Here is a 12,181-nt window from a genome sequence, read left to right as displayed (position 1 = left end):
TTTATTGCGCTTTTTTATAAAAATTTTCTATAGTTTTATTCAGACTGCTAAGCATCACATCATTAACGCGGTCAGCCTGCTGGATTTCAATGATCTGTTCAGCCATCCGGCTGGTTTCTGCATCAGGTACACCTGATTTTCTGGCCAGTGTCCCTGCAAATTCAGCGTTAATATGATTTGTTTTAAGACTATAACGGCTGCGGATAAATTCGAGCAGGTAATTGATCTTTTTAAGGGCGATATCGTTGTTGTCGCGCCGCTCGTAATAAACGCGGCCTACAGTCGTCACGAAGTCCACTGTACTGTTAGCCGGCTTTTCGATCACCGGAATCACCCGCTGCCGTCGTTTCATTTCAAAGAGCACATAAAGCAGCAGGCCGGATACAGCCAACCAGTACGCCCAGCGAAGCGAGGGATACTTAAAGATCACCCTGAGTACGGCGCTATTGTCGACATTGCCGCGGGTATTGTTTTCATCCCATATTACTGTGCCCACCTGCGGTACGTGTGAAAGTGCCTTAGCTACAAAATCAGCGCCACGCGGCTGAATAAAACTGAAATTGCTCAGTAATCTCGGGTCGGCCAGTAAAAGAAGTGAGCCTTTGCCTATGTTGTAGCGTAGAAAGGTCGCGTTTCCGTCCTCATTCCGGGCCAAAACCCTAGCGCTCTTATTGTGCTGTGCGAAATATCCACCTCCTACGCCACGGTCAAACACGAACGGCTTTGCCTCCCGGAGGGCAGAATCTGTAAAGTTGAAGGGCTTACCAGAACTAACTATTCCGAGCATATCAACACTTATATTCAACCGGGCGCTTAAATTCCTTCCGAAATTGGCGGTTGCGATAAATACATGGTTTCCGCGGTGTATGAACGATCTCAACGCCTCAAAATCGGTATCCGCCCATTTCAGTTGCTGACAGATGACGAGGTAGGCCACACTCAGTTTGGGGCCACGACGTTCTTTCAAGGTGTTGTAAGCCGGATTTCTCGAAACAACTATATCCGCGCCCGGAAATATGGAAGGTAACTCTTTGCGCAGGATATATAAGCCAAACGGGATCTTATCGTCCTTGAGGTAAGTTGGCGACCAGTCGGTAGGCCTTGGCATTGCAAATTGTACCAACAGGTATACCACCACAAAGATAGAGCCCCCAATGAAATATAAACGCTGTCCGTTCATAAGCTCCGGTGAAATTGGTCGAACTCTGTTTTGAGTTGTGCGAAATCTGACTTTTCAACGCCAAAACCGCCGTACCAAACATACTCGAATCGGCTGGTCAGCCGGCCGAAAGCCGTCCTGTTGGCCTCGTCCTGAAGTTCGCGCAGATAAACCTGGTTCGTTTTGTCGGCCTGCCAGCTGATCAGTTCGCGTTCATTAAGCTTTTTGAGGCTAAGCAGATAATACAAACGTACCGCCACCCGGTAGTTCCCCCTATCAATCGCCTGCGCTATTTCCTGATCGAAATCAATTTCATGGATGTTATCTTCTGCCTCCCGATAAGGCACAGCTGTAATTTTAGGTGTATGGGTAAACAGGTGCAGATTCAGCCCTGAAATTCGAAGAACCAGGTAAACGAAAACCAGAACAGCCGTTGCCCATACCACATAGTAAAGCCATGTAAAGATTCCGGTTTTGGCTCCGAATCTGTCTAACTGCTCCTGAAGTTTCCGCCATAGCTTCTGAAGAAGGTTTTCATTCAGCGGTACCTGCCCATCGTACCGGAAATCCTTTTGCAAGCGGTACGTGTCGATCCGCTTTTTATCGAACTCTCGCAAAAGAATGCGCTCCGGCGGCACGGGCAGAGCCGTTGCCGTCCGGGCCGGGTGCAACCAGGCGCTGCTCCCAGAAAAAAAGCTGAACAGTATGAATGCCAGGAGAACGTTACGCATCATAAAGGCTCTTCACCAAACTTATCTATTCGGTCAAGCAATCCTGCATTTTCCTGCTTCTCCACCAGGCTATAGTAAAGCAAGGCTGAAGTAATGATTGGTATGACGGAAAACAATGCAGGAAGGTGTTGAAGGATAGACGACAGGATGATTGTCAGGTTACTGCCCCCGCGTGATTCCGGGGAAAAAGTATTCAAAATATTCAGAAAGGAATTCGGCACCGACACCACAAGACTCGTGGCCGCCGTGATAAGAAAAGAAACGAGTAATGTGCCGGCGCTTGCCCACCATTGCCCTTTCAGCAATTTGAAAGAACGGCTCATGCCCTTGTCAAAACTAGTATTTTCCATCACCATCACTGGCATGAACAAAACCATGATCGGCCACAAATATATTGCTGGTATAACAAGCAAAACAAAGGCAATGACCAGTATGATGGTCCACAGTAAGCTGCTGCCCAGCAGGCGAAAGTAATAATATCTGAAATAAGCCCAAACCTCTGAATTATCAGGGGCAACATTTCCTTTTTGCACATAGAGATCAACATAACTCAAAACAGTTACGTAAAGCGCTGTATAAGTAAGAAGCATAAACACCATCGCCGTCAGAGACTTTACCGCCATGCCCATGGAAAGATTCGTCGGATCCATATAACCGCTGCCCCAAACCTCCTTGCGCATATCCAGTTGTTGAAACATCGTCGCCAGAATCGCGGCCAGAAAGAAGAATCCGGTAAGATACAGGAGTGTGCGCATGAGCGGCTTAAAGTTCTGTTTGATAAAAACAAACGTGTCCCCGATCATTTCCCCAAAGTCGCGGGCCTTCTTAAATTCAATCTTGTTTTGCATGATATAGCGTTTTAGTCTTTTTTGCCAGCTTCCAGGGGTATATAACAACATACCATAATATAAAGATAAACGACAAAGCCAGGATACTGATGCTTAAACCTAATGGCATCTCTGTGTGCCTGGTCACGAAGCCCTCTAAAAATGCTGCGGCAATAACGATCGGCACAATACCAATTGCGATCTTGATGCCTTCCTTCGCTCCGCGCATAAATGCCTGCCGCCGGTTGTAGGTTTCGGGGAACAGTAGTCCCCTGCCCAGCACCAGGCCAGCCGCTCCCGACAAAATAATAGCAGATATCTCCAGCACCCCGTGAATCCAGATCACAAGAATACTTTCCGCGCCCAGGCCCTGGCTAAAGAAAAAGCAGTGAAAGGAACCTATCATTACGCCATTGCGAAGAAGGATACCGAGCGTACCAATCGAGAAAAAGATTCCGGCAACAAAAGTCATAAGACAAACCTGGACATTGTTTGCCGCAATGCGCAGAAACATGGCGATTTCCCCGGAGCGTTTGTAAACGCCGAAAGGATCACCTGCAGCGATGTTTTCCAGCGTCATATTTACATAAGCATCACCCATAATCAGGCGAACGAAAGTGTCGTCATAGGCTGCCGACAGCACGCCAACAGCATTGAATACCATGAAAAAGATGAAGGCATACAACAGTTCAAGACGGTGTTTGTAGAAAAGCTGCGGAAGCTCTGCCGTCCAGAATTTTAAAATACGTGACGAACGTTCCCTTTTGTTTTTATAGATCGACTGGTGTAGTAAGGAGGCAGCGCCATTAAGATAAGCCGTGGTTTTAGATTGCGGGTAGAAAGTTTTGGCATAAGCCAGATCGTTCGTGATTTCTACGAAACGCTCCGCAAGCTCGTCCGGCGTAGCAGCTTCCATTTGCTCATAGCGCTTCCATTTACCGGAATTTTGCTTAACAAAAAGAGCTTCTCTCATAAGGGCGTTTTATTCCGTTAAAATAAGCACAAAAATTATTTTTGCAACTAAAAAATTTTAAGTTTGGTTTCATGGAAACCGTACACGTTAATACAGCGCAGCACGTCAGGATTGACTATCCTGTGGCCGGACTGGGCGAAAGAATCGTTGCAAGATTAATAGATCTGGCCATGTTTATCGCCGGTTTTATAGCGCTAATGATCGGTGGCGTTACCGCCAAAACCCAGGGCTCGGGATATTTGGCTATCGGCCTCATGATTGCTTTCTATGCATGCTACGTATTCTACAATCTGCTGTGCGAGATCTTTATGAACGGGCAAAGTGTAGGTAAGCGGATCATGAAGATCAAAGTGATCAGCCTGGACGGCGGTCAACCCACCCTGGGTCAATACCTGCTACGCTGGCTGTTCAGGATTGTCGACTTCGTGCTTACCGCGCAGGTGGGGGGACTTATCTGTGTAGCGCTTTCCGAAAAAAAGCAACGTATAGGGGACATTGCGGCTGGAACAACGGTCATAAAAACCGAAAAGCGGACAGAAATCGGACAGATCGCTTTTCTTCAGGAAGACGCGCAGGATTACCAGCCAGTGTTTAGTGTGGTCACCGAACTGGGCGACCGGGATATTGAATTGATTCACGAAGTCATCCGTACCTACGAATTATCTAAAAACCCTGGTATCGTACTCGCTATGGCAGGCAGAGTAAGTACTAAATTAGGACTGTCGCTTCCCGAAGGCATGAATGAATTGCAGTTCCTCAGAACCCTGGTGAAAGACTATAACCACCTTACTGCGCTGACCTGAGCGCAGTTAAAACAACCGACGCGAGTTTCCCCGCCCAGGCGGCATACATTTTTTCCGAAGGGTGTAGACCATCCGGAGCCAGGAGCGACAAATCGCTTTTGGCCAGCCGGGAATCTGGTGTGATGTCAATATAGCTGAGGCCCAAATCTTGCGTCTCTTGCCTGTTAACCGCATTAAAAGCGTCAATTTCCGTGCTGATTTGATCCAGATCTCGACCACTTTCTCTAGCGAAAGGAGTAAGGCCCCAGTCAGGAATGGAAATCACATACACCCCCGACTTTTTCCCTCCGGCAAGGCTAAGCGTCCTTTCCAGTAGCAACCTGAATTCCTGGCGGTAACTCTCCAGGTCTTCGCCCCTATACTGGTTGTTCACCCCAATCAGTAAGGTCACTATATCGTAACCGGACACAAGCTGTGCGGCGTCGATGGCTTCCTGCAGTTCACTCGTGGTCCAGCCTGTAGTAGCTATAATCCTAGGTTCACTAATCTGCCATTCCGTATCGGCCATCAAATCCACGAACTGGCTCGGAAAATTCTTGTCGGATGCTACAGCTTCGCCAATCGTATAGGAATCGCCGAGCGCAAGATAGTTCAACCGACCGCCCCGCGTCTGACCCTTAGTCTTAGTGTCAACCAGCCTCATGTGAAATAAGCTGGCAATATGGCCTCTGAGCCGGATCTTCACCTCTTCCATATCAAGCTGCCTGCCCAGTTCCCGCTGCATAGAGGTTACATCTTTGTCGTCTATACCGCAGGGAACAATATGTCTGAAATAGTCCAGATCCGCATTCACGTTAAATGCAAAGCCATGCATGGTTACCCAGCGGCTGCACCTTACCCCCATAGCGCAGATCTTTCGCGCCCGCTCATTGTCGGCATCCAGCCACACGCCGGTGTAACCCGGGTACCGGCCGGCTTCAATACCATAGTCGGCCAAGGTCAGGATCACCGCCTCTTCCAGCGTTCGAAGGTAAAGATGGATATCCGTAAAGAAATTGTCCAGATCCAGAATAGGGTAGCCCACAATCTGACCTGGTCCGTGATAGGTAATATCACCGCCCCGGTTGATCTTATAATAGGTTGCCTGCTTTTCCCTAAGTCCAAACTCGTCCAGCAGCAGGTTTTCAGGGCTACCGCTTTTACCCAGTGTATATACATGCGGATGCTCGCAAAATACCAGGTAATTGGGTGTTTGTAACGCAAGCTGCTCCGTCCGGTTGCGTGTCTTCAAAGCTACCGTTGCATTAAAAAGTTCCTCCTGCCGGTCCCAGGCCTCCTGATAGTCCAGCAGTCCCCAGTCCAAGAAATTAACCTCTTTGTTAACCGACGACATAGCCCAGCATATAATCCCCGCCCATTTTAAAATATGTCACTTCAAGTTCTGCCGGTCCCTCCGGTAAGTCGGCCACAGCCCGGAGCGTACCTTCCTGTTTCAACTTGAAAGGTTTTATGTGGATGTCCTGCTTAAACTCCAGACCCCTACGTCCATTCCACTTGTAAATGGCTTCCTTCGCGCACCAGCATACATACAAACCCTCCGTATTGTCCCCAATCTGCTTTTGCGACAGTTCCGAATCCGAAAGAAATTTATGGCGTATGCCTTTGATCTTGTGTTTGATAAGTTCTATATCCACACCAACTTTCCGCGTTTTGCCTACCATTACGGCGGCATAATCGTAAGAATGGCTCAGTGAAATATGATAGCCCAAACCCGGCAGGTAAGGTTTGCCATGCTCATCAAGCTGGCAATCAATATATTCAGCAGTGTTGAGCATTTTCCTGAGCAGCACTCGCGTGCTCAGCCAGTGCAGCAAACGTTTGCCATGATTCAGGGTTGCAATAACATCGTGCTCGTGCTGTCTGAGCTGGAGGCTCGCAAGAAGTTCAGCTTCCGTTTCTTCGATTTTCCATACGGCGAGCATGGTATCATCGTCGATATCTTTATTAAAAACTACCGGCATCTCTTTTAGAAATCTATGCAAAAGTATCTTAAATTAATCATAATTTCGTCCAAATACTTGTAAAATGATACTATCTGACAAACGCATTCTTGAAGAAATTGACAACGGGAACATCATTATAGAACCCTTTAAGATAGAGTGCCTTGGCACCAATTCATACGATGTACACCTCGGAAAGTACCTCGCTACCTATAAAGACCGCGTACTGGATGCCAAAGCACATAATCAGATCGATCATTTCGAGATACCAAAAGAGGGATATGTCCTTCAGCCGGGCACTTTATATCTGGGCGTTACGTTAGAGTATACAGAAACGCACAAACACATACCTTTCCTGGAAGGCAAGTCGAGCACCGGCCGGCTGGGTATCGACATCCATGCTACAGCAGGTAAAGGCGACGTGGGCTTTTGCAATACCTGGACACTGGAAATATCCTGTGCGCAGCCGGTACGCGTATATGCCGGGATGCCAATTGGACAACTGATCTATTTTAAGGTAGAGGGCGATATTGCCACTATGTATAATACCAAAAGCAACGCAAAATATAACAACAAGACCACCAGGCCTGTGGAAAGTATGATGTGGAAAAATAAGTTTTAACCTGATGCACTGAATATGAAATTTAAGCCAGCATTAGCAGCGCTGATCTCCCTGAGCCTTTGTCTGGCTTTCGCGGGAAAGATACAGGACGATCCATTTACGGCGCTGCTTTCAAGGCTCGCGGCTTATAACGAACAGTATGCTCAGGAAAAAGTACACCTTCACCTCGATAAGCCCTACTATACCGCCGGTGAAGATATATGGTTTAAAGCCTATGTCATAAACGCACGTACGTCCGCCTTATCAACCATCAGTGCTGCGCTTTATGTCGAGCTGATCAGCGAATCTGATTCAATCAGGCAGCAGCGCAAAGTGGCCCTCACATCTGGCATTGGCTGGGGAGATTTTAAACTCCCCGATTCACTTGCCGCGGGCAACTATCGCATCAGAGCCTATACCCGCTGGATGCGCAATGCAGGCCCGGAATACTTCTTCGACAAAACAATAAAGATAGGACAAGCAAGCGCGGCGGTCTCTGGTGCTTCATCGCCCCACAGCAGTGCAGTAAAATCACCTCAAACCGGCAATGCCCCCAAAATCGATGTCCAGTTTTTCCCTGAAGGCGGCAATCTGGTCGAAAACCTGCCCGGCAAAGTGGGCGTTAAGGCCTTAAACCCATCTGGCAGGGGCGAGGACATCAGTGGTGTGATTGTAGACGCCCGCGGTAATGAAATTTCCAGTTTCCGGACAGCGCATCTCGGCATGGGCAGTTTTATGCTGAACCCTCAGCCGGGCCAGGAATACACTGCGATCGTCCGGTCCGACAGCGGCCGACAAGAGCAGCGGGTCAGATTGCCACGTGCGCTGGCCAACGGCTACGTGCTTTCCGTAAACCAAACACCTCAAGCCATCAGCGTACGTGTCCTTATTAGTGCCGGAATGCAGGTCGCCGGCGAGCTTAAACTGGTTACCCAGCATAACGGCAACGTATATTTTACTGCACGCTCCAATGCCGAAAAGCAACTCTTCACGGCAAATATCCCCAAAAAGGACCTACCGACCGGAATTGTACAGTTAACTCTTTTCAACCCTGCAAATCAACCCGTTTGCGAGCGGCTGGTGTTTGTGAAGAACAATAATAATCGCATCGACCTGCAGGTGAATACGGCAAAAAAGCAATACGAGGGTGCCGACAGCGTCTCGGTTCAGCTCCGCGCAAGTATTTCAGGCAAACCAGTACAGGGAAGTTTTTCGGTGTCAGTTACTAACACTTCGGTAGTGCCGCCTGATGAAGCGAACGAGACGAATATTCTGACCAGCCTGCTTTTGTCGTCAGACCTTCCCGGTTACATCGAGCAACCAAACAGCTATTTTCTTGAAGACGATGAGGAAACAGCGCAGCGACTGGATCACCTGATGCTTACTCAGGGTTGGAGGCGTTTCCGCTGGGGCGATATTATCAATGGCCCTGAGCCAGTGATGGCATTCAAACCAGAAAAGGACCTGCAGGTAAGCGGCAGTGTTGTTACTCTTGGAGGCAAGCCCTCCCCACAAAGTACAGTCTCCTTATTCTCTACCACCGGCGGATTCTTTGCGGCCGATACGGTTACAGATGCCCAGGGGCGGTTTAGTTTCAAGGGGATGGCTTTTCCCGACAGTACAACCTTTGTGGTTCAGGCCAGAAATGCAAAGAACCGAGCTAATGTCGAGATCCGCATGGACCCTCAGCCCGGACAGCCCGTAACCAGGAATAAAAATCGTGGCGATATCACATCCAACATACAGGACGCCTTGTCGGCCTACCTGAAAGCAAGCAGTAATGTGTTCGATGAACTTAGAAAACGCGGACTCATCCAGAAGGCCATCGTGCTCGACGAGGTCAACATTGTGCAGAAGAAAAACGAAGCGAAGAACTCATCCAACCTGAATGGAGCGGGCAATGCCGACGCCATCATCACGGGCGAGCAGTTGTCTATGTGCAATACCTTGTCCCAATGCCTGCAAGGCCGTGTAGCCGGACTGATGATCCGTAATGGCATGGCCTATTTGCTAAGAAACGGCAATCAGCCCATGCGGATCATGCTGGATGGTATGATGATGGAACCCGATTTTCTGGACAATATTAACCCCTTCGACGTCGAAAGCATAGAGGTACTCAAAAGCATCAATTATACCGCAATATACGGTCTGCAAGGCGGCGGCGGTGTGCTCGTGATCACAACTAAGCGCGGCGGTGGCTCTGCCCGTCTGGTAGCGGCGCCGGGCATTACTACATATTCCGCTAAAGGGTATTACACCCCCCGGGAGTTCTATGTACCTAAGTACGGAACCCCTCAGGCAGCGGCAGATCTCCGGACTACCGTATACTGGCAACCACATGTGTCTACCGACAATGAAGGCCGCGGAGCTTTTGGTTTTTACAACAGCAGCAAGCCAGGCATTTACCGTATTGTGGTTGAGGGGATTGACCTGGAAGGAAATTTGGCCCGGAGCATATACCATTACGAAGTAAAGTAGCAACGATGAAGAATATACAAGTAACCATAAAAGACCGCCTAGCTATGATCACGCTCAACCGGGGCAAGTCTAACGCCCTGAACGGCGAAATGATTGGCGAACTGGCGGACATGCTGAAGAATATAGACAGCGACCCCGCTATTGGCGGGGCGATCATACGGGGAAAAGATAACTTCTTCTCGGCCGGACTGGATCTCATCGAGCTTTACAACTATACGGCGACCGAGGCCGAGCAGTTCTGGAAACAGTTCCTGAACTTCGCCGCTGCAATCGTAGCATTCAAAAAGCCCCTGGTAGCTGCCATAAACGGACATAGCCCTGCAGGCGGTTGCATCATTGCGCTGGCCTGCGATTACAGGGTGATGGCCGAAGGCCAGTTTATTATTGGGCTCAACGAAGTGCCCGTAGGCATCATTGTGCCGAACAGCATCTTCAGGCTTTACGCCTTCTGGCTTGGTGAGGCGCGAGCCTCACAAAGCCTGCTGGACGGCCGGCTGTTTAGTCCCGCCGAGGCGCTCGAAGTAGGACTGGTAGACGAGGTCGTGAACCCTGACAGTATCATCACCGCGGCTGAGCGGCGCGCCCGCAGGTACATGGCCATGGAAGGCAACACCTGGTCGCAAAGCAAAATGCATATCCGGAAAGATCTGATCAGCGCCTTGAGGGCCGACCAAAGTGAAGAGCTGTCGGCCATGCTGCAGCAGTGGTGGTCGCCCGCCACAAGAAGCATCCTGAAAACTATCATCGACAACCTTCAGCGTAAATAGCCATGTATAACGAACCTATGCTGCGTGAAGACGCCCTTAAGGGAAAAACCATTGTGGTAACCGGCGGTGGCACAGGCTTGGGCAAAGCCATGGGCACCTACTTTCTAAAGCTTGGCGCCAACCTGGTCATCACCAGCCGAAAGCTGGATGTATTGCAGCAAACAGCCTCCGAAATGGAAGAAGCTACCGACGGGAAAGTACTGGCCATTGCCTGTGATGTGCGCGACTACGCACAGGTTGAGCATGTGCTCAGTGAAAGCCTGCGTGTTTTCGGCAGGGTTGATGCGCTGTTGAATAATGCGGCGGGTAATTTTATCTCACCCACCGAGCGATTGTCGGCCAACGCCTTTTCCTCTGTCATTGATATTGTGCTAAAAGGCTCTGTGAACTGTACTCTGGCCTTTGGGAAGCACTGGATTGGCCAACAGCAGCCAGCCAGCGTGCTCAATATCGTAACCACCTATGCCTTCACAGGCTCGGCCTATGTGGTGCCCTCGGCCTGCGCCAAAGGCGGGGTACTGGCCATGACGCGCTCGCTCGCCGTAGAATGGGGCAAGTATGGCATCCGCACCAATGCTATTGCGCCGGGCCCGTTTCCTACCAAGGGAGCATGGGACCGCTTGCTGCCCGGCAATTTGGCGGAGAAGTTTGATTTTAAGAACCGCGTGCCTTTGAAGCGTGTGGGCGAATACCAGGAGCTGGCCAATCTGGCTGCCTTTCTCATCAGCGATTTTGCCGGATATATTAACGGGGAGGTGATCACCATAGACGGAGGTGAGTGGCTGCAGGGCGCAGGTCAGTTTAACGGTATGGAAGCTATTCCGGATGAGATGTGGGACAGCTTTCTACCAGCGGATAAGCGCACTCCCCCAGGTAAAGCCTGATCCGAAAGCCGCAAGGCAAACGAGGTCGCCATCATTGATGAGCCCTGCTTCCCAGGCTTCACATAGAGCAATGGGTACCGAGGCTGCCGTGGTATTGCCGTACTTCTGAATGTTATTGAATACCTGTGCGTCACGCAGACCCAGCAATTGCTGTACATACTGACTGATTCTAAGGTTGGCCTGATGTGGCACCAGCAGGTCGATGTCGGCCGGGGAGAGGTCATTTGCGCTCAGCGCTTCCTTAATCACCTCCGGAAATTTAACCACAGCTTTTTTAAACACGGCCGGCCCGTCCATATACGGCAGCGCTGCGCCCTGCTCCAGTTGTTCAGGCGTAAGAAACAGTCCGCCCAATTCCTGGTTTGGAAAGCCGGGCTTCCCTTCCAGCCATTTATTCGCATGCGAACCGGGGTAATACATGGCCAGAAGTTCGGCTTCAGCACCATCGCTGTGCAGGTGTGTGCTAAGTATACCCTGACCCTCTTCCATTGCCGGCTGCAGCACTACTGCGCCCGCCCCATCACCAAAAATTACGGAGACGTTACGGCTTCGCGTCTCAAAGTCCATTGCAAAAGAATGCTTTTCACTGCCCACCACGAGAACGTTTTTGTACATCCCCGTGCGTATAAATTGGTCGGCCACCGAAAGCGCGTACACAAAACCAGAACACTGGTTACGGATGTCCAGCGCGCCGATCTCCCGCATCTTCATTTCCCGTTGCAGCAATACCCCGCAGCCGGGAAAATAATAATCGGGACTAAGCGTCGCAAAAATGATGAAATCCACATCCTGAGGAGTGATGCCAGCCCGACCGATGGCGATCTTCGCTGCTTCGATGCCCATGGTCGTGGTGGTTTCCCCCATCCGGTCCGCAAAACGCCGTTCCTTAATACCAGTGCGTTCCTGTATCCAAGCATCGTCGGTATCCATAAACCGGGCGAGGTCGTTATTCGTATACACATGATCAGGGACATAGTAGCCGATGCCGGCAATTTTAGAACGTTGCATCATATTTGGT

The 12,181-nt window shown here is 50.0% G+C and carries 12 protein-coding genes and 1 pseudogene; 5 read left to right on the top strand and 8 right to left on the bottom strand.

What is annotated here, in order from left to right:
* Position 1 precedes the first annotated feature (1 nt).
* Genes J3P40_RS01705 through J3P40_RS01690 form a run of 4 tightly spaced genes read right to left on the bottom strand, consistent with a single transcriptional unit; the run spans position 2 to position 3,690 of the window.
* On the bottom strand, positions 2 to 1,180 hold the full coding sequence (locus tag J3P40_RS01705; protein WP_256002132.1) for a DUF4350 domain-containing protein: 1,179 nt from the start codon (positions 1,178 to 1,180) through the stop codon (positions 2 to 4).
* Entirely contained in the window at positions 1,177 to 1,893 is a 717-nt protein-coding gene (locus J3P40_RS01700; RefSeq protein ID WP_256002131.1) for a DUF4129 domain-containing protein, read from the bottom strand. The genes J3P40_RS01705 and J3P40_RS01700 overlap by 4 nt, the downstream gene beginning before the upstream one ends.
* Positions 1,890 to 2,738, bottom strand: a complete 849-nt coding sequence (locus J3P40_RS01695) for a glycerophosphoryl diester phosphodiesterase membrane domain-containing protein (protein WP_256002130.1) — start codon at positions 2,736 to 2,738, stop codon at positions 1,890 to 1,892. Before J3P40_RS01695 ends, J3P40_RS01700 begins: the two co-directional genes overlap by 4 nt.
* Positions 2,722 to 3,690 (bottom strand): stage II sporulation protein M, encoded by a 969-nt coding sequence (locus J3P40_RS01690; protein WP_256002129.1) that lies wholly within the window; start codon positions 3,688 to 3,690, stop codon positions 2,722 to 2,724. Before J3P40_RS01690 ends, J3P40_RS01695 begins: the two co-directional genes overlap by 17 nt.
* A gap of 71 nt (positions 3,691 to 3,761) precedes the next feature.
* Between J3P40_RS01690 and J3P40_RS01685 the strand changes: the two genes are divergently transcribed.
* Positions 3,762 to 4,493: an RDD family protein gene (locus J3P40_RS01685; RefSeq protein WP_256002128.1), complete on the top strand. Its 732-nt coding sequence runs from the start codon at positions 3,762 to 3,764 to the stop codon at positions 4,491 to 4,493.
* Here the strand turns inward: J3P40_RS01685 and J3P40_RS01680 are convergent.
* The 3 genes and pseudogenes from J3P40_RS01680 to J3P40_RS01670 all read right to left on the bottom strand — a co-directional run bounded on the left by J3P40_RS01680 (position 4,477) and on the right by J3P40_RS01670 (position 6,475).
* Positions 4,477 to 5,136, bottom strand: a complete 660-nt coding sequence (locus J3P40_RS01680; RefSeq protein WP_256007041.1) for an SGNH/GDSL hydrolase family protein — start codon at positions 5,134 to 5,136, stop codon at positions 4,477 to 4,479. The two genes, J3P40_RS01685 and J3P40_RS01680, sit on opposite strands and share 17 nt — an antisense overlap.
* Positions 5,125 to 5,826, bottom strand: a pseudogene (gene lipB, locus J3P40_RS01675) (lipoyl(octanoyl) transferase LipB); the annotation flags it as partial. The pseudogene lipB and the gene J3P40_RS01680, both read right to left, overlap by 12 nt.
* Entirely contained in the window at positions 5,813 to 6,475 is a 663-nt protein-coding gene (locus J3P40_RS01670) for a 4'-phosphopantetheinyl transferase family protein (protein ID WP_256002127.1), read from the bottom strand. The pseudogene lipB and the gene J3P40_RS01670, both read right to left, overlap by 14 nt.
* A gap of 43 nt (positions 6,476 to 6,518) precedes the next feature.
* Between J3P40_RS01670 and dcd the strand changes: the two genes are divergently transcribed.
* From dcd to J3P40_RS01650, 4 genes are read left to right on the top strand one after another with little or no spacing between them, the layout of a single operon-like run.
* Positions 6,519 to 7,055: a dCTP deaminase gene (gene dcd / locus J3P40_RS01665; RefSeq protein WP_256002126.1), complete on the top strand. Its 537-nt coding sequence runs from the start codon at positions 6,519 to 6,521 to the stop codon at positions 7,053 to 7,055.
* A gap of 15 nt (positions 7,056 to 7,070) precedes the next feature.
* Positions 7,071 to 9,512, top strand: coding sequence for a TonB-dependent receptor plug domain-containing protein (locus tag J3P40_RS01660; protein ID WP_256002125.1), 2,442 nt, complete (start codon positions 7,071 to 7,073; stop codon positions 9,510 to 9,512).
* 5 nt (positions 9,513 to 9,517) lie between these two features.
* Positions 9,518 to 10,279, top strand: coding sequence for an enoyl-CoA hydratase/isomerase family protein (locus J3P40_RS01655; protein WP_256002124.1), 762 nt, complete (start codon positions 9,518 to 9,520; stop codon positions 10,277 to 10,279).
* Positions 10,280 to 10,281: 2 nt separating this feature from the next.
* Positions 10,282 to 11,163 (top strand): SDR family oxidoreductase, encoded by an 882-nt coding sequence (locus J3P40_RS01650; RefSeq protein WP_256002123.1) that lies wholly within the window; start codon positions 10,282 to 10,284, stop codon positions 11,161 to 11,163.
* Here the strand turns inward: J3P40_RS01650 and J3P40_RS01645 are convergent.
* Positions 11,125 to 12,171 (bottom strand): 3-oxoacyl-ACP synthase III family protein, encoded by a 1,047-nt coding sequence (locus J3P40_RS01645; protein WP_256002122.1) that lies wholly within the window; start codon positions 12,169 to 12,171, stop codon positions 11,125 to 11,127. The two genes, J3P40_RS01650 and J3P40_RS01645, sit on opposite strands and share 39 nt — an antisense overlap.
* Positions 12,172 to 12,181: the final 10 nt, after the last annotated feature.

Source organism: Pedobacter deserti (genome assembly GCF_024436415.1).
Taxonomy (GTDB): Bacteria; Bacteroidota; Bacteroidia; order Sphingobacteriales; family Sphingobacteriaceae; genus Pedobacter; species Pedobacter faecalis.
This window is presented reverse-complemented; position numbering and strand designations above follow the sequence as displayed.